At 36.6% G+C, this 17,930-nt stretch carries 20 protein-coding genes and 1 pseudogene; 3 read left to right on the top strand and 18 right to left on the bottom strand.

Features of this window, described 5'->3' with window-relative positions:
* Nucleotides 1-34: 34 nt before the first annotated feature.
* Nucleotides 35-655, top strand: a complete 621-nt coding sequence (locus STRMA_RS01920) for an HAD hydrolase-like protein (RefSeq protein WP_003078669.1) — start codon at nucleotides 35-37, stop codon at nucleotides 653-655.
* Nucleotides 656-731: 76 nt separating this feature from the next.
* Here the strand turns inward: STRMA_RS01920 and STRMA_RS01915 are convergent, their stop codons facing one another.
* The 9 genes and pseudogenes from STRMA_RS01915 to STRMA_RS01880 all read right to left on the bottom strand — a co-directional run bounded on the left by STRMA_RS01915 (nucleotide 732) and on the right by STRMA_RS01880 (nucleotide 9,911).
* Nucleotides 732-1,727, bottom strand: coding sequence for a type II toxin-antitoxin system antitoxin SocA domain-containing protein (locus STRMA_RS01915; protein ID WP_003080951.1), 996 nt, complete (start codon nucleotides 1,725-1,727; stop codon nucleotides 732-734).
* 22 nt (nucleotides 1,728-1,749) lie between these two features.
* Entirely contained in the window at nucleotides 1,750-2,154 is a 405-nt protein-coding gene (locus STRMA_RS01910; RefSeq protein WP_003078948.1) for a hypothetical protein, read from the bottom strand.
* Between the two features lie 212 nt (nucleotides 2,155-2,366).
* Nucleotides 2,367-5,447, bottom strand: a complete 3,081-nt coding sequence (locus tag STRMA_RS01905; RefSeq protein WP_003081376.1) for a type I restriction endonuclease subunit R — start codon at nucleotides 5,445-5,447, stop codon at nucleotides 2,367-2,369.
* 3 nt (nucleotides 5,448-5,450) lie between these two features.
* Nucleotides 5,451-6,356, bottom strand: a pseudogene (locus tag STRMA_RS01900) (AbiH family protein).
* A gap of 25 nt (nucleotides 6,357-6,381) precedes the next feature.
* A complete protein-coding gene (locus tag STRMA_RS01895; RefSeq protein ID WP_003082351.1) occupies nucleotides 6,382-6,939 on the bottom strand; it encodes a hypothetical protein in 558 nt (185 codons plus the stop codon).
* Nucleotides 6,940-6,973: 34 nt separating this feature from the next.
* Complete coding sequence (locus tag STRMA_RS09415) at nucleotides 6,974-8,038, bottom strand: restriction endonuclease subunit S (protein ID WP_003080899.1); 1,065 nt, start codon at nucleotides 8,036-8,038, stop codon at nucleotides 6,974-6,976.
* 10 nt (nucleotides 8,039-8,048) lie between these two features.
* Entirely contained in the window at nucleotides 8,049-9,029 is a 981-nt protein-coding gene (xerA, locus tag STRMA_RS01885; protein ID WP_003079335.1) for a site-specific tyrosine recombinase/integron integrase, read from the bottom strand.
* A gap of 53 nt (nucleotides 9,030-9,082) precedes the next feature.
* Nucleotides 9,083-9,244, bottom strand: coding sequence for a hypothetical protein (locus tag STRMA_RS09765; protein WP_003081193.1), 162 nt, complete (start codon nucleotides 9,242-9,244; stop codon nucleotides 9,083-9,085).
* Nucleotides 9,237-9,911 (bottom strand): zeta toxin family protein, encoded by a 675-nt coding sequence (locus tag STRMA_RS01880; protein WP_003081936.1) that lies wholly within the window; start codon nucleotides 9,909-9,911, stop codon nucleotides 9,237-9,239. The genes STRMA_RS09765 and STRMA_RS01880 overlap by 8 nt, the downstream gene beginning before the upstream one ends.
* 34 nt (nucleotides 9,912-9,945) lie before the next feature.
* Here STRMA_RS01880 and STRMA_RS01875 point away from each other — a divergent pair, with 34 nt between their 5' ends.
* Nucleotides 9,946-10,596 carry a restriction endonuclease subunit S gene (locus tag STRMA_RS01875; RefSeq protein ID WP_327078763.1) on the top strand — a complete coding sequence of 217 codons (651 nt, stop codon included), beginning with the start codon at nucleotides 9,946-9,948 and terminating at the stop codon, nucleotides 10,594-10,596.
* On the opposite strand, the gene STRMA_RS01870 is transcribed toward STRMA_RS01875, so the two are convergent.
* Nucleotides 10,581-11,138: a restriction endonuclease subunit S gene (locus tag STRMA_RS01870; RefSeq protein WP_003078935.1), complete on the bottom strand. Its 558-nt coding sequence runs from the start codon at nucleotides 11,136-11,138 to the stop codon at nucleotides 10,581-10,583. The genes STRMA_RS01875 and STRMA_RS01870 overlap by 16 nt on opposite strands.
* Nucleotides 11,128-12,633, bottom strand: coding sequence for a type I restriction-modification system subunit M (locus STRMA_RS01865; protein WP_003080459.1), 1,506 nt, complete (start codon nucleotides 12,631-12,633; stop codon nucleotides 11,128-11,130). Before STRMA_RS01865 ends, STRMA_RS01870 begins: the two co-directional genes overlap by 11 nt.
* Before the next feature lie 423 nt (nucleotides 12,634-13,056).
* Here STRMA_RS01865 and mazE point away from each other — a divergent pair, with 423 nt between their 5' ends.
* Nucleotides 13,057-13,290, top strand: a complete 234-nt coding sequence (gene mazE / locus STRMA_RS09825) for a type II toxin-antitoxin system PemI/MazE family antitoxin (protein WP_003079507.1) — start codon at nucleotides 13,057-13,059, stop codon at nucleotides 13,288-13,290.
* Here the strand turns inward: mazE and STRMA_RS01855 are convergent.
* The 7 genes from STRMA_RS01855 to hisH form a co-directional block, all read right to left on the bottom strand.
* Nucleotides 13,265-13,816: a GNAT family N-acetyltransferase gene (locus tag STRMA_RS01855; protein ID WP_003082184.1), complete on the bottom strand. Its 552-nt coding sequence runs from the start codon at nucleotides 13,814-13,816 to the stop codon at nucleotides 13,265-13,267. The genes mazE and STRMA_RS01855 overlap by 26 nt on opposite strands.
* Nucleotides 13,817-13,867: 51 nt before the next feature.
* Nucleotides 13,868-14,182, bottom strand: coding sequence for a phosphoribosyl-ATP diphosphatase (hisE, locus tag STRMA_RS01850; protein ID WP_003081934.1), 315 nt, complete (start codon nucleotides 14,180-14,182; stop codon nucleotides 13,868-13,870).
* Entirely contained in the window at nucleotides 14,176-15,069 is an 894-nt protein-coding gene (locus STRMA_RS01845) for a hypothetical protein (RefSeq protein ID WP_003082070.1), read from the bottom strand. Before STRMA_RS01845 ends, hisE begins: the two co-directional genes overlap by 7 nt.
* Nucleotides 15,056-15,400 (bottom strand): phosphoribosyl-AMP cyclohydrolase, encoded by a 345-nt coding sequence (gene hisI / locus STRMA_RS01840; RefSeq protein ID WP_003081351.1) that lies wholly within the window; start codon nucleotides 15,398-15,400, stop codon nucleotides 15,056-15,058. The genes STRMA_RS01845 and hisI overlap by 14 nt, the downstream gene beginning before the upstream one ends.
* The gene (hisF, locus tag STRMA_RS01835; protein WP_003079468.1) at nucleotides 15,400-16,155 is read right to left on the bottom strand and encodes an imidazole glycerol phosphate synthase subunit HisF; all 756 of its coding nucleotides are present in this window, start codon (nucleotides 16,153-16,155) and stop codon (nucleotides 15,400-15,402) included. The genes hisI and hisF overlap by 1 nt, the downstream gene beginning before the upstream one ends.
* Complete coding sequence (hisA, locus tag STRMA_RS01830; RefSeq protein WP_003080595.1) at nucleotides 16,149-16,877, bottom strand: 1-(5-phosphoribosyl)-5-[(5-phosphoribosylamino)methylideneamino]imidazole-4-carboxamide isomerase; 729 nt, start codon at nucleotides 16,875-16,877, stop codon at nucleotides 16,149-16,151. Before hisA ends, hisF begins: the two co-directional genes overlap by 7 nt.
* Before the next feature lie 443 nt (nucleotides 16,878-17,320).
* On the bottom strand, nucleotides 17,321-17,929 hold the full coding sequence (gene hisH / locus STRMA_RS01825) for an imidazole glycerol phosphate synthase subunit HisH (protein ID WP_003078916.1): 609 nt from the start codon (nucleotides 17,927-17,929) through the stop codon (nucleotides 17,321-17,323).
* Nucleotide 17,930 lies beyond the last annotated feature (1 nt).

The following is a 17,930-nucleotide window of genomic DNA, read 5'->3' as shown; positions in this document are numbered from 1 at the left end:
TTTTGTGTTATCGTTATTTTCAAGGAGGTAAAATATGTATCAAACCATTCTTTTTGATTTAGACGGGACCTTGACCAATCCTGCTCTAGGCATTACCAATTCCCTTATTTATGCACTAAGAAAATTTAAGATTGAAGTAACTGATAAAAAGGATCTTTACCGTTTTATTGGTCTGCCCTTACAAGATTCTTTTGAACACTTCTACCAATTTTCAAGGGCAGACAGTCTCAAGGCAGTCGCTTTTTACAGGGACTACTTCCGCCATAAGGGCATTTATGAAAATGAGGTTTATCAAGGCATTCCTCAGTTATTAGAAAAGCTGAAAAAGCAAGGAAAAAAACTGCTAGTCGCAACCTCAAAACCTGAGGAATTTGCCATTCAAATCTTGAAGCATTTTGACCTCTATAATAATTTCGACTTCATAGCAAGTGCCAGCATGGATGGTATGAGACGTCAAAAAGGAGATATCATTGCCTATGGACTAGCAGCTGCGCAGATTTCTGATCGCAAACACGACATTATAGGTGCTAGAGAAAATAATCTAGAGACTATCGCTGTCCTTTATGGCTTTGGCAGCCAAGAGGAATTAGAAAAAGCAGGTGCGAAGGATATGGCCAAAACTGTAGCAGATTTAAGAAAAATACTTTTATCCTAAAAGCAAAAACATATCAATAAAAAAATAAAACCGCTTTTCTAACTTCGATAAGCTAAAAAAGCGGTTTTACTATACATCAAAAGCTAAGATTCTCAAATCTTGCTTTTGTATAGGCCGACAAATCATCCACTGTGAGCATATCATACTTCTCCTTTACTCTTGTGAAAAAATCAGCAATGCCATTCTTATCAATAATCTTATTAGACGGTTCGTCTTCTTTTAAATCCCCCCGCGCTGATAACCATGGGCTTTCTTCATGAGTAAATTTCTCCAATACCTTACCATTATACACACTCAGATGTTGGACAATGCTGTCCAGAAGCAATATCTCCTGTGATGTAAAACAAGAGCTGATATCATAAGTTCTATCAAGAACAATTGGTTCTCTGCCAAACTCTTGAAATTGATTATAAATATCCCTGTACACAGGACCATGCACCCAGCTTTCACAATCACTTGCAAACATAAATTCCCCTATAAAAATGTAGGAAAAACCTTGAGTATAGTAAAGTAATTTTTGCAAGGCTAGTGGTGTTATTTCATCATTTTTTGATAACAAATAGTAAGACACTAAAACTTCTTTATCAATTTTTGTCTCCTTTAGCAGCTGTTCTGCTGCTGCTAAACTTTTCTCATAAGCAACAGGTTTTAAAATATCAGAACCGCTTTTTAAAAGTGATAAAAAATAAGCAGGTTCCACAGCAATCTTTCTAAGTAAATCAGAATAAGCTGGTTTTGGAATATCACCCTTTAAATATCTAGGGATAGTATTAATACCCCAGCCTAAAAGCTCTGACAAAGGTTTGGCTCCAATATTATATTTTTTAAGAACAGCTTCAATCTCAGAAACAGAAATAATATTATTTTCCCTTTTAAAAGAAGCATAAAGAGCCTGTCTATTGCCACTATCAACTTTTGTAACAAAAACAGGTTTTTTACAATTATCACAAATAGCTTCCTGGCCCTTGAAAGTATAATTTTTTCCTTTTAATTTTCGTGTCAACTCACGATTTTCAATATGATAAGCAACATCGTCCAAGCAATGTTCACAAAAAATTCTTTTTTCTGCCATGATACATTCAACTCCTTTATTATTATTGAAAATAATAACTCAGCGGCCTTTCAGCTTCATGAAAGGAAACAACAATTGTTTTTAGACCAGAAGTCTGACTAGCAGCCAGTACAAATTTTGCATAAACCTGTACACTTCTTTTATCACCTAAAAAATCTTCCAAAGTGAATTGAGGCCCAAAGATAAAATAATCATCATGATTACGATAAGGATTCGGTGACTGAACACAATCACAAAAGTCATGAACTTCTATCTTTAAGATAAGTTCCTTTCGTTTACTAGTATCCAGATTGAACTCATCTGCAAATTCATCATTCTTTTGTCTATTTTCGCCAGTACTGATAATAAATCTATTTTTTGACACCAAGAACTTAATCTGATTTAAAACATCTTCGATTTCTTGCTCTGAATATTTCTGCGCCGACAATAGATTTATAACTCCTTTGCTAGATTTACTATTATTAGTTTAACATTTTTTAATTATCAGTTCAAGAAAAAGCACTATTTTTATTAAATAGTGCTTATATTGAAGATTAAGTCTCGTTTGGAGCTCGCTTTGCTCGCCTAAATAGGAGAAATGACAATTGAAATTGACAAAGCTAAAACATTTTGACGTTAAAAAATAGATTGTCTGCATTTTTAAAAGTGCTCTTCTTCGGCAACCATTAATGCCTCAGGCTGAGAATAAGAATCGTAATTATTATCCGGATTATCCGTCCACATTTCACATTGTTTGATAACAGTTACAATTGCATCTTCGACACCTTCTGGTGGATATTTGTATTTCCTTAGAAGGCGTTTAACAAGCATACGCATACGGGCACGCGCTGATTGTTTTTTCTGCCAATCAATTGTTCTGCTTTTACGCAACATATCCGTTAATTCATGTGTCATCGCAACCAGTTCATCGTTTTCATAAAAATCTTTAACTGCTTGCGGCTGAGTTAATGCATCATAGAAAGCCAATTCCTCATCTGATAATCCTAGAGAATTTCCTTCCTCATGAGCTGTCGCCATCTCTCTAGCCATTTTCATTAATTCAGCAATGACTTCTTCATTTGAAAGCATCCCATTGAGATAGGCTCGCATAGAGCGTGATAGAATTTCTGAAAATTTTTCAGATTTTACCAAGTTTGTTCTTTGATATAAAGTAATTTGTTCTTTTAATAATTTTTTCAGAAGTTCAACAGCTAAATTTTTTTCCTTCATCTTAGAAATTTCGTCTAAAAATTTAGGATCAAACAAGGAAAAACCTGTATCAATGTCCGAGAATAAGTTAATGACACCTTCACTCTTGATAGACGCTTTTAACAAGTCATTGATGCGGTTATTAATGTCTTTAAGAGATAATTTTTTTCCTTCTCCAGTAATTCGAGTCAGCAATGTTCTAACTGCTTCAAAGTAAGCTGCTTCGAATCGTTGTTCGGGTGTAAGTAAAGATCGACAAAGCGATAAGGCTTGGCGCAAAAATAAAGATTCTTTGATAAAGAGTTCTTTCTTTTTCTCCTTATCCATACTGGATAAGAAATTCACCCCACCGCTAATTGCTTTAGCTCTGACTAAATCGCCCGATTCAGAATTCATAAATTCTGAATAATCAAAACCATAAAATAAGTCACGACAGACTTCTAGTTTTTCAATGAATTTTGGTAGAGCAGTCTTAGCGATATCAGTGTCTCCAAAATTGCCTTTGTCCCGATTTGTGTAATCATTCATGGCCTGTTTTAGAGCTCCAGCAATACCAATATAATCAACAACAAGGCCACCCTCTTTATTTTGATAAACACGATTGACACGTGCAATAGCCTGCATCAAATTATGTCCCTGCATAGGCTTATAAACATACATAGTTGCTAGACTCGGAACATCAAAACCAGTCAGCCACATATCAACCACAATCGCAATCTTAAATGGACTGTCATTATCCTTAAATTGCTTAGCCATTTCTTCTTTATGACGTTTGTTGCCAACAATATCATGCCATTCTTCTGGATCATTGTTGCTGGAAGTCATGACAACACCAATCTTTTCTGTCCAATTAGGGCGCTTTTTAAGTAATTGATGATAAATTTTCATAGCAATCGGACGTGAGTAAGCAACAATCATAGCCTTGCCAGTCAATTCCTGTGCACGATTTTCCTCATAATGTTTGATAATATCATCACAAAGCGCACTGATAGTCTGGTCTGCTCCTAAAATACTATCCAGACGCCCCAATTCTTTCTTACTTTTATCAATTGCATGAGTTTCTGCACTTTCTGCCATTAAATCATATTCAGCATCAATCAGACGTAAAATATTTTCATCCAATTTCAAGTGCATAACACGACTCTCATAGTAAACAGGACGAGTCGCTCCATCTTCAACAGCTTGTGTCATATCATAAACGTCAATATAATTACCAAAAACTTCAGTCGTTGATTTATCCTTAGTAGAAATAGGTGTTCCTGTAAAGCCAATATAAGTCGCATTGGGCAAACTATCTCTAATAACTCTGGCCGTACCAACGACTAAACGGCCGCTTTTTGCATCAACCTTCTCCTCTAATCCATATTGACCTCGGTGGGCTTCATCTGCCATAACAACAACATTTCTTCTCTCAGAAAGAGCTTCGGCAGATTCTGAAAATTTCTGCATGGTGGTAAAGATAATGCCATTAGCCTGACGACCAGTTAATAATTCTTTCAGGTGAAGACGGCTTTCTGCCTGAACAGGCGTTTGCCTGAGAAAATCTTTACATTTTGAAAATTGGCTATAGAGCTGATCGTCTAAATCATTCCTATCAGTTAAAACAACAATAGTTGGTGAATCCAAAACCTTCTGCAACAAATGAACGTAAAAAACCATTGATAATGATTTTCCGCTTCCCTGCGTATGCCAAAAGACACCCCCACGACCATCACTTTTAGTTGCATTCAAGGTAGAAACAACAGCTTTATTCACCGCAAAATACTGATGATAAGCAGCTAAAATTTTCGCATCGTCAGAAAAACAAATAAAATTCTTTAAAATATCTAAGAATCTTGCCTTATCAAAAATTCCTTCAATAAAGGTCGTGAAATTGGCATATTGCGTATCTTCAAAACGACCATCTGTGGTCTTCCATTCCATAAAGCGGTCTTCGCCAGCAGTAATGGTCCCTGCCTTTGAGGTAGCCAAATCAGTCATGACACAAAAAGCATTGTAGGTAAATAAACTTGGAATTTCTTTCTGATAAGCTTTTAACTGACGATAGGCAGCTGACGCGTCTGTTTCTTCACGAGACGGACTTTTTAACTCAAAAACAACTATAGGCAAGCCATTCAAAAATACGATAACGTCTGGACGTTTATTACTCTTTTCTATAATTGTCCACTGATTAATAACAGTAAAGGTATTATTATTGATATTCTCAAAATCAGCCAGATAAACAAGATCGGACTGCCGTTTGCCTTGATAAAAATAGGAAACTTCTATACCATTTTGTAAATAGTCCATAAAAACCTTATTTTTTTGAATTAAAGATCCATTCTCAAAACGCTGAAGCTTTTCAACTGCTTGCTGAATAGCAACAGCTGGCAGCTTAGCATTTATCTTTTCCAAAGCAGAATAAAGCTCATCCAAATAGAGAGGTTCTCTATAATTGCGATCCACATCTGGTCCATAAAGAGATGAATAACCCAAACCATCATGAAAAAGCTCCATCACCGCATTTTCGTAGTTATTTTCAGTGAATGCCATAAATTAAACCCTTTCTTGTCCAATGATGTTATAATGACTTATTCCGACACATGCCACCATGTCCTCAATGTTCCATCTTGTTGGATCATCAAATGCATAAAATATCCACTGTGCATGCGGAAATTGCTGATTGAGGTATTCAAAATAAGGAAAATCAATTGCGCAAGAGTGACCATACACAATAATTTCGTTTATTTCATAGTTACTAAGAAATTTTTCTACAAATCCAATTTGAAACTCTTTTTTGAAAGACTCAACTTTATCAGCTAGATTTTTATAAACAGTTCTAACATAGGAATCCTCAATATTGTCAATATATCCTTTTAAAGGAGTCTCTCTGTACGGTCTTCTTCCTTTTTTACGTACATCATCTTGAATAATCTCAGGCGAAAAATCACCTTCTGGATAGCCTAACAATAAATTATTTTCTCCAACTTCTCCATGAATGTGCAAAACTTGTCTTGCTTCAATACCGTAAATTTGCTCCAGAGTGTGAGTATAGTTGAAATTAATAAATAAATCACCATTTCTAAACAATCTTTCAAATTGTTCTTTAGGACTAACATTCAAAAGAGTAGCTTCTGCTTTATTAGCAAACTCGTCTAGTGATTCCTGCAGATTCCCACTCATATCTGCTTGAAGTATAATTCCATCACGGTCACTTTCTCTGTCAGATAAATAATCAGGATCATATCCATCAAATATTTCTACCAGTGAATTAAAATCCGGTTTTGCCAATAAATTTTCAAAATCAGACTATATATTCGCTGTTTGTGATTGGTAAAGTTCCCAAAATGATGGATCAACTTCATTATTTTCAGCAATTTTTTTAAAATCAGGATCAAATTTAGTTGGCAAGCCATGAGCCAGATCAAAACCATTGCCGATTATAAATAATTTATTATTCATAAAAATTATTCCTTTTAATGTTCATCTAACATCCTCGTACTTTACCTTTTAACTGCTCTTGAACAAATGGTTTAATAGAATTTAGTATTATTGCAACTGCCTTCCTATTTTGCCTGTCAGATACTTTTCGCTTATTAAACATATCCAATATAAACTGATAATCCTCATGGGGGTTAAAGTTATTATATCTTGTTGCTTTAAAAGCTCCTTGTTCATACAAATACAGTAAAAGCTTTCTTGAGAAGAATTCTGATGATAATTCTAAAAATGCGTTTTCTTCTACAGCATGTAATAACTTGAACATTTGTTCTTTAACATTAATTTCTGCATTTAGATCTTCACGTTCAAACTTTTTAATACAAGAGCTGCCAATAGGATAAAGTATTTTGTTATTAAAGACATTTTGGATAGTATATAAATATCGCAAATTCTCTTTACCACATACACATGATTCTTTTAAATATTCATCTTCTTCAACGTCAACAATTTTCCATTCTATCACCGCTGAATCCCATGTATTAGCTTCTGAATTGTCTATTATTTCACTAATTAATTTTTCATAATAACTATTTCTAGTGGGCATAAGAAGAATTCCTTTCTTTTTATAAACTAAATCATCATTTAGCGGCTTGATTGATAAGGATTTCACCAGACATTAGTTTGGGAAGGAGATTATCTCGAAGATTTATCAATTTTTCATTTTCTTCCAGATTTTTTTCTATTTGTGAATAAAGTGGTAACATGATATTTGAAAACTCTTTTAATGTCGTGCTATCTGGGAGTATGATGGTGATATTTTTAAGTGAATCTACTGTAACTTGAGATTGGGCAGATCCCGTGACAACATCAAAAAACTGACGATTGAGACACCATTGTTTTAGGTAGGCAAAATAAACGTCTTTTGTTTCATTTATTATTAAAGAATTATTTGTTATAAATGAAAATGGCCGAGATAATTGAACGGTACCCGAAGCAGCGCCTCGACACGAAATTAATATACGTTCCTTTTGATGAAGAAATTTTGTGTAGTAGCCAATTTGTCCATTTCCTCCAAAAACACGATATCCTTTAGAGAGTAAATTTTTGGTTGGTAAGTTTTTTCCATAATTGACTTTAGCTACATCAAAAAATATTTTTTCTTTCCATGTCCTGGGAGTCATTCCGCCAAACGGTTCAAAATCAACAAACCACGACTTAAAAATTGCTTGCGCCATCTCTTCTAAATGATGATTTATCTTTTTATTGTTTTGAATTTTTGAGTCTATTATTCCTAAAACTTTAACTATTTCTTCCTGAACACTAAGCGGAGGTAATTGTATGTTAATTGCATTTAATACAGAAGTTGTTAAACTTGGAACTGCACTGCCAACATTCATACTAGCTAAGTCGTATGTTTTTAATTTATAAAACAAAAATTCAGGTAATATTTTAGTCTCATCGATTTCAGTATAAAAGAGTGTATCCACGGTCCAAAATGGCTCATCAACAAAATAAAGATTCCCTAAAGATCCCTTTCTAGGAATTAGTACCGACTTATTTTTATAGAGAGGAGTATCAACATATCGCATTATCCCTCCCGTTCCATAGACAGGGATATTACCCTCCAATAATTTTTTATGATCCTTCCCATATTTAATTTTGCAAACATCACCTAGATATACTGTTTCCCAGTTATATAGCATCCTTCTCTCCTCACCCTATAAACTTTCGATGTGAATTTTTTACATTTGCTTGATTGACCATGGCATAGTGCATGGTAGTATCTATTTTTACATGCCCTAGCAGCTGCTGGACTTGTTCTATTGGCATTCCTTTGTCAATGGCTCTTGTCGCTAGTGTTCTTCTGAACTTGTGTGGATGGACCTTGTTTACTTCTGCTCTCTTTCCCAGTTCTCGCAGCCGTGTCTCTACTCCTCCTATTTGCAGCCTTTTAAACGGTGATGACAGGCTGACGAATAGTGCAGGATTGCTATCCTTTCGCTGTTCCAGATAATTCATCAAATGAATCTTGGTTCGAGCATCAAAGTATACCAAGCGTTCCTTCCCACCTTTACCTAAGACTACACATTCCCTTTCCTGGAAATTGATGTCTTCACGATTCAGACCAACTAATTCGCCAACCCGAATACCAGTTGATGCCAAAAGATCGATCAAGGCTAGATCCCTCATTTGATCGCAAGTATCACGCAATAGCTCTAGTCCTTCATCAGAAATCGTCTCCTTGATTGGCTTATCCGTTTTTATCTTATGAATCCGGCGTACTGGACTTTTCAGGATATAGTCCTCATCCTCCAGCCAACCAAAGAAAGAGCTGAAAATTCGGCGCATATTGTCAATAGTAACCTTGCTTGACCCACGGCCTTTCTGATAATCTGATAAATAGGTTCTCAGATGGTCGGTTGAAATTTGACGAATAGGCTGGGCAACCTTTTCAATCATCGTCTTAATGGTTGACTCATAGTATTTGATGGACTTCTCCGAACATCCTTCAATCCGTTTTGCAGAAAGGAAAGCATCTAGTAAGTCCTGATTTGCCACAGTATTATCCGTCTTAACAACCAGCTCTACACTACTTAGTGCCGCATTTATCACCTTACCAAGTTCATCAAGCTGTTTATGGTTCAGCAACCGCGCCATTTTGTTTTGAATTTCGGTTATGATCTTATCTTTCATATTGTCCTCCATTTGTTAATACTCTATTCTATTTTAACAATGGAGAACATAAATTACTTGTCTAAGCCAACTAATTTACGTTGTCTAGAGTTTGCTTGATTAGCAATGTACTTCATTACCGTCTTAAACTCCTTCGCGGTGGCCTTGTCAGACAAGTCCGCAATACTCTTATTATACTTGTCCACAATTTCTTTAACTTGTTCTTTTTCAGTCATCTAAGCATTCCTCCAATTCTTGTCGAGTGTACCGTTCAGGCAGTACCAAGTGCACATTGTCTGTTGCATAGTGAACCTCTGCTATATTGTTTTGATAATCTTTGACAATAATATGCAAAACGATATCTGGATGTCTTTCTTTGACTTTTTTGATATTTTCTCTTGCCTTGAAATAGGCATTGATAAAGGTTGATTTGGGAACTTTTCGCCCTTCTGCCCTTTCCCGTTCTTTTGTAAACTGCCAAGCGATTTGCGGGTCTTGATAGACATAGATAATCGTCACTCGAAAGCCCTTCTTCTCAGCACGAATAACATTTTTCTCGGCAGAGAGAATAGCAAAAGTCGCATCCAAGATGAAAGAATAGCCTTTTTCAAGGACAAATTTCAAAGCCTGTTCCACCAACCAAGAGGAAGCCTTTTGAAAGTCAGAAGAATTTTTCCCGTTATAGTCTGGAAACTTTGATCGAAAAGCATCCGCATCAATGATGACATGATTATCATAATTTTCAGCAAGACCCAAGGCGACCTCTGTCTTACCAGCTCCCGGACTCCCCGCCATAAAAACAGCATCCTTCTCACCATCCGGAACCTTCCCTTGAATAATGTCATTGATGAATGTTTCTTTATGGGATTTTGCATATTCTAAATACTTATCGTTAGAATCCAAAGATAGGACCTCCTTATTAGTTTTAGTAGTAAAGATAAATCATCATTTAGAAGAGATTAGCAAGAATTATTTTAAGAGCTTCCATTCAAATAAATGTATTAAATTAGGAGATTTATTTGAATTGAAATCAGGCTATGCATTTAAGAGTAAAGATTGGAGTGATGAGGGGAAACCGGTAATTAAAATTAAAGATATAAACGGAACTTCAATTGATTTTACTAATTTTGATTATGTAAATAATAAATCTGAATTAACAAAAGCTTCAAACTTTAAGGTCTTTGGAGAAGAAATTGTAATGGCTTTAACAGGAGCAACTACCGGAAAGATAGGTGTTATCCCAAAAAACTTTAAGGGATACATCAATCAGCGCGTTGGTTTATTTTATACCAAGACAAATCTTTCTTATGCAGTCCTTTGGTCTATTCTGCAACAAGAAAATATAATTACAGATTTAATTGAACTTTCTAGTGGCTCAGCACAGGCCAATTTAAGTCCTTTTGCAGTTAATAATTATGACTTGAATATTACAATTAATGATTTAATCAAATTAGACAAAATGCTATTACCTCTTTATAAGTTATTTTGTTTCAACCTATCCGAGATTCATAGCTTATCTGAACTACGTGACACACTCTTACCTAAACTAACGTCTGGCGAAATTCCCGTCTCTCAAGCCGCTAAATGATGATTTATCTTTTTATTATTTTCAATTTTTTCATCAAATGAGAAAAATAGTTTAGAAATCTTTTGTTGTAATTCTCTCGATTGAGGAAATTGTATCACAATATCATTCAATAATCGTTGTCGATTTAACTCAGTTTGCCCAGTTGATCCTTCTTGTAATCCTTCAATTTTTGCTTGTTGTGCTTTAAGAGCATAGCCTAAGTACAACGGATCGATTTTCTCTACATCTGGTCTAACAATTATCATGTGTCCATCCACAGTAGTTAATTCAGGTACTTTTACTAATTGAGCGATTCGCCCAGCTGTTCCAACACCGGTTGAATTTATCAAAATGTCATTATTCACAAGTATCTTATCCTTTGGGACTTTTTTCTTAGTTAAATCATTTAGTCGTGATAGCGAATAGTCAATTTGAAAATTTCTATTCGTTTTCTGATTGAGAACAACAATAGTATTATGAGACTTGGTTTCTATATATTTTGGCGGAATTCCCTTTGAAACAAAACTAACAAGCTCGCCTAAATTTACTTCTTTATATTTCAAATCCAATCGCCTCCAATCTTTCGCGGATCTCACCTTCCAGTTCATGCGATTTGGTAAAGAGTTCTGATAGCTCACTAGTCAAGCGGTCCATTTTTTCTTCAAATGATTCTCCGTCATCTTCCTGCTCTTCAATACCAACATAGCGGCCAGGTGTTAAAATGTAGTCTTGTTTGGCAATGTCAGCGGTCTCTACGACAGCGCAGAAGCCTTTGATATCTTCAAGTTCTCCTTTTTGAAAAGCTTCAAAAGTATCTGCTATTTTTTTGATATCTTCATCACTAAAGTCACGGTGCTTTCGATCAACCATTTCACCCATATTACGGGCATCGATAAAGACTGTCTTTCCCTTTTGTTTTTTATTTTTACTGATAAACCAGAGACAAGCAGGGATAGTCACGCTGTAAAATAGATTTGACGGCAAGGCGACAATCCCTTCTATCAAGTCGTCCTCAATAATTTTTTGACGAATGTCTCCCTCACCTTTCGTGGTAGAGGAAAGAGAACCATTAGCCAATACCAAACCAATCTTTCCATTACTTGGATCCATGTGATGAATCATATGCTGAATCCAAGCATAGTTGGCATTTCCATCAGGGGGCGTTCCATATTTCCAGCGAATGTCATCTTTTAGCTTATCTGCACCCCAACCTGAGATATTAAAAGGTGGATTCGCCATGATATAGTTTGCTTTTAGAGTAGGATGTAAATCATTGTAAAAAGTATTATCCTGATGTTCACCAAAATCAGCATCAATACCTCGAATGGCCATATTCATTTTCGCCATTTTCCACGTGTCCGCATTAGATTCTTGACCAAAAATAGATAGATTAGAAATATTTCCACTGTGACTTTTTACAAATTTAGCTGATTGTGCAAACATACCACCTGATCCACAAGCAGGATCGTAGACACGACCGCGGAAAGGCTTTAAAATTTCAACAATGGTTTTAACGATACTGGTTGGTGTATAAAATTCACCGCCACGCTTACCTTCGTGTGCCGCAAATTGTTCAATACAATATTCATAAGCTCTCCCCAGGAGATCTTTTTCTTCTGCACCTTCAAACATGTTAATGTTAGTAAAGATATCAACCACTTCACCTAAGACTCGTTTATCCAAATCTGGACTTGCATAAATTTGCGGAAGAACATTATCCAAACTTGGATTATCATCTTCTATTTCACGCATAGCTTCGTCTAAAATCGTTCCAATTTGTGAAGAATGAGCATGACTGGCAATAAAATGCCATCTTGCCTTTTCTGGAACAAAAAAAATATTCTCTTCAGTGTAGGCATCAGGGTCATTTTCAAATCCAGATCCTTCTGCTACTAAGTCCGTATATTTTTCATCAAATGCATCGGAAACATATTTTAAAAAAATAAGACCAATAACAATTTTCCGATAGTCAGACGCTGATATATGTCCACGCAAAGCATCTGCAGCATTCCATAACTCTTTTTCAAATCCAATTTTTGCATTTGTCTTTTTTGCCATTTCTATTTCCTTTATTTTTATATTAAGTTTCATGCCATCAATATTAATATTATACCACTATTTTATAGAATATTTGACTCTGATTATCCACTTATTTCCTTCTCCAACCATCTTTAATCTTTGTTCAACTTTTTAAAATAATACTTATATGTTATAAATCTTCGGACATTTTCGTCCTTTCCAATGATATCCGCCAAAAGACCAACAATTCAGCAAACTGCTGAATTGTCGAAATGTCAAAGTGCCAGCCAGAGAAGAAAGCTTTAAAAATCCGCCAATTAAGGAAGAGATGGAATAAAAGGTTGACTGTCCATAAAAATTAGAGAGCTTGCTAAATGGTGAGAAAGAAATTTGACCTCACACCTTTTCAAATATACACTAAGTATATACTTGAAAAGATAATAAAGAAACGAGGTAAGCTACATGACAACAGTTAAGGCAAGAAAGGTTGGTAATTCAGTGGCGGTGACTATCCCAAAGAGCTTAAATATTGAGGAAGGGACAGAGTTTTCTGTCTACAAAGGAATTGATGATGCCATTGTTCTGGCTCCCAAAATTGATCATTTAAAAAAGACTGTCACAAATGTTTGGCAGTCTTTTTTATGGTCTATACATCATTTCTCGAAGTTCTTTAATCATCATCGCGGCTATGTTTAATTTCAAATTCAAAATAGTCTTTTTTCTGAATTTTATGGAAGATATCGCAATAAGCTGCTTCGTCAAAAAAGGGTCCTTTATAGAGTATTTCAAAACTAAGTCCTTCATATTCTAGATAGGTATGAGAAGACTGAAAGCCATTGCTCAGGTAAAAGGCCATCCGAGACTTGCGCTGTTCCAGATTGTCACAGGGTTCATCTAAGCGCTCCACTTCAAGTACCATAGTCCTTTGATAGAAGTCCGTTAATTTGGCAATGATTTGGCTGCCGTAGCCATGGCTGCGCAGATGGGGCATAATCGCAAAAAAGCTGATATAGAAAACCTTAGCATTATAGACTGCAAAGGCAAAACCGACAAATTCGTCTCCATCATAAAAGGCAAAGAAATGTGAAAATTCTTCACTGCTATAACGCAGCAGTTCTGCTAGAGGAACACGCTCCTCTTCAGGAAAAGCTTCCTTGTTTAGCGCTTCTGCCTTTTGTAAATCTGGAAAATCTGCTGTAATAAGCTGACTGGTTAAAGACATATTTGCTCTCTTTCTTGTCTTTTTCGATTAGGGCAGTCTGCTCCATACTCCCTAATAATCCGTAATGGCTTTGCGGTCATGGACATTGGATTGCTTGCCCTGACGGGATTTGAGAACAGCCTCTACATGATCTGGTGTGACGCCTGTTTCAACCAGCATGACTGCCAAATGATAAAGGACGTCGGCTGTTTCATTGGCAATTTCATCCTTGTCTGCATTTTTGGCACCGATAACGACTTCTGTCGCTTCTTCACCAACTTTTTTGAGAATCTTGTCCAAGCCCTTCTCAAAAAGGTAGTTGGTATAAGATCCTTCTTTTGGATGCTGTTTGCGATCTAAAGCTTCTTTGTAAAGTGTTTCTAGCATAATTTACCATCCCTAATTTTTTTATTTTCACTTATAGTATTTTTTCTACCTAAATATAAAAATTCCATTATTGAATTGAATTCCATTATTTCTTCAGAGATATCATCAATTTTCCCATTTTCTTTATAAAAGTCAATAGCTTCCTCAAAATTTGTATATAATCTGCCGTTTTGTTCAACTTGCTGATTGATTAAATTTATTTTTTCTATACAAACATCATACATTGTTTTATTTATAAATATAGGTAAATTTTCAACACCTACAAATTCTATAATTTTTCTAATATCATCGCTGTCTTTGATACTAGACCGTTTGATCAATAAATCTTTATTTTCTTCTATCCAATTTAATGCTGTTTCTTTATCATAAGCTTTTAAAGTAGCAAGTGCTAACTTATCAATAACGGCATTATTTGTATTATCTTGTTTAAATAAATAATCTAATGTAATCCAGCGTATAATTGGTGGAAGTATTGAAAATAAAGTCATAACCTTATTATTGGAACCGAACTCATATTTTTCAAAATAGTCTACTAGCAAGAAAGCATATAGTTTAAATAGTGCATCAATAACTTTTTCTACATCCTCATCAGTAGGAGACTCCACTATTTGGGTATGAGAACTAGAATTTCCATTATTCAAGATAATTTCTATAGAATCTTGCAGTAGCGGATTTGAAGAGTAAGATTTTATTTTAGATTGAATTTTACGATTCCCAATAGTAAGCCTGTCTTTTTGCGGATAATTTAATATCCGTCGTATAATTATTTCAGTATACTGTCGAATGGAAGATACTTTTCCTCTATTAGATCTACCATCTAAATAGAAAATATCTCCTATAAGGTCTGAAGTAAGTGATTGATAAACTTCATTATTAAATTTTTCCATCAATTTGCTCCTCATAAATCTCATTAAAAAAGCAAGAATAGGCTCCTGTATGGCAGGCTGCACCGACTTGTTCGACGGCAATGAGAAGAGTGTCTTGGTCACAGTCGGTCTTGATGGATTTGACATATTGATAATGACCGCTGGTATCTCCTTTATGCCAGAGTTCCTTACGCGAGCGGCTCCAGTAATACATTTCTTTGCTTTCCAGCGTTTTTTGATAAGCTTCTTCATTCATATAAGCCAGCATGAGGACTTGTCCAGTCTGAAAGTCTGTCACAATGACCGGCAGCAGGCCGCCTTGTTTTTTAAAATCTAAAGATAATTCTGTCATCATCTCACCTCAATTCCATGCTCCTGCATGGCTTTCTTGGTATCTGCAATCGAAACCTGACCATAATGGAAAATGGATGCTGCTAAGGCAGCAGTTGCTGGCGTTTTCTCAAAAACGTCCACGATATGTTCACTATTTCCGGCACCGCCTGAGGCGATAATGGGAAGATCAGCCAGTTGGGCAACGGCATTTAGCATATCCAAGTCAAAACCGGTCTTGGTGCCATCCTTATCCATACTGGTTAAGAGAATCTCACCCGCACCCAGCTGGATAGCTTCTTTAACCCAGACTAAGAGGTCTATACCTGTGTCTTTTCGTCCTCCTGCCGCGTAGACATGCCAGGATCCATCTGCTTCTTTTCGAGCATCAATGGCAAGCACCACACACTGGCTGCCAAATTTCTCAGCGCAGTCCTTGATTAACTGGGGATTGGCAATAGCTGATGAATTGACAGCTACTTTATCGGCACCAGCCTTGAGCATTTTATTCATATCGTCAACTGAGCGAATACCGCCGCCCACTGTAAAGGGGATAAAGACCTGATCGGCCACGCGCCTTACCATGTCCACTGTCGTCTCGCGATTATCAGATGTTGCTGTGATATCTAGGAAGACCAGTTCATCACAGCCTGCTTCATAGTAAGCACGCGCTGCAGCCACAGGGTCTCCGACATCAGTCAGATTAACAAAATTAACGCCTTTGACCACGCGCCCGTCCTTGACATCTAGGCAAGGAATAATCCGTTTTTTTAACATGGTTCCCCCTCAAACTCTCTTAAATCTTTCAGACTAAGATCACCATTATAGTAAGCTTTACCAACAATGGTTCCGGTAAGGCCAATCCTTTCTAATCGTTCCAGATCCGACAGAGTATGAATGCCGCCTGAAGCAATAACCTTGGCACTTGTCAAGTGAGCCACTAAATTTTCATAATGCGCAAAATTAGGACCTGTCAGTGTGCCGTCACGGTCAACATCAGTATAAACAAAGAGTCTGACCCCCATCTTTTCCATCTCTAGAGCTAGGCTGACATAGTCCAAATTGCTGGTTTCCAGCCAGCCTTCTGTAGCTACCATACCGTTTTTGGCATCAATACCGACAACAATCTTATGGCTGCCAAATTTGGCAAGTGCTTCTTTAACAAAGTCAGGATTTTTAACGGCCATAGAACCAATAATCAGGCGATCAATACCCACATTTAGATAGTCTTGGATTTGTTCTAAAGTTCGTATACCGCCGCCAACTTCAACTTTCAAACCTGTAGCCACTTTTAAAGCAGCAATCAAATCACGATTAACCGCTTTGCCTTCTAAAGCCCCATCTAAATCAACGACATGAATATAGTGAATCCCTGCATCCGCAAAAGCCCTCGCTTGAGCCAAAACATCTGGATTAACAACTGTCTCCTGCTTGAAATCACCCTTAAAAAGGCGAACAGCACGGCCATTTTTAATATCAATAGCTGGTAAAATTTGCATAATATAAGATGTGAGAGCGTCTAAAAAGCGACCGAATTTTAGGAAGGCGGCAAGGAATCCTGATTCCTTAGACGACTTATCTAAATTCCGAGCTTTTAGCTCGAACTCAATTCCTTTCTGTCTTAGTTATCTAACAAGCAATAACATGGTTATTCTTTTAGATTTTAGCACGAGTTCAGTTCGAAAAGCTCCGACTGAACCTTCCTTTCTATAATAATAGTTGACTCAAGTAACCGAGCTTTTAGCTCGAACTCAATTCCTTTCTGTCTTAGTTATCTAACAAGCAATAACGTGGTTATTCTCTTAAGATTAAATGGCGTTTTATTCAAATACCTGAATTAAATCTTGCTAAATCCTTTTTGATGATATCTCTTTTAAGTAAGGAGTAGTTTCGTCAGAGTCAGTCAACTGGTTCTCTGCTCATTTCGGTTGCAATAGCTGCGCTAATCACACAAAGCAACAAATTTTTTGAGAATACCCAACCCAACGTCTCCTGACTTTTCAGGATGAAATTGGACACCGTAGACATTATTCTTATGAATCATGGCAGGTACTTGGATAGAATAATCGGCTGCTGCATCCAGATATTCTTCAGGGACATCTGTAAAATAGCTGTGCACGAAATAAACGGACTCATCTTGCAAACCAGCCGTCAGCGGGGACGCCTGCTTGACCTGCAAGTCATTCCAACCCATATGGGGAACTGGATAGCCAGCCTTAGCAGGAATTTCTCGGCAAAGTCCGGGAATAAGGCCAAGACCAGCTGTTTCACCATGCTCCAGACCTTTTTTAAGCAATAATTGCATCCCAAGGCAAATGCCTAAGATCGGTGTACCAGCAGCTGCTGCTACTTTGATGACCGGCACCAGCCCCCTTCTTTCAAGTTCAGCCATAGCAGCCGGAAAAGCGCCGACCCCTGGTAAAATCAAACCAGAAGCAGCCAAAATCTTTGACTTGTCCGCAGACAGCTCCGCTTTGATACCCACTTTTTCCAGTGCCCGCAGAACATTGGCCGTATTTCCCGCATCGTAGTCAATGACAATAATCTTCATA

Source organism: Streptococcus macacae NCTC 11558 (assembly GCF_000187995.2).
Classification (GTDB): Bacteria; Bacillota; Bacilli; order Lactobacillales; family Streptococcaceae; genus Streptococcus; species Streptococcus macacae.
The sequence above is the reverse complement of the archived record's forward strand: the minus strand, read 5'-3'. Positions and strand labels throughout refer to the sequence as shown.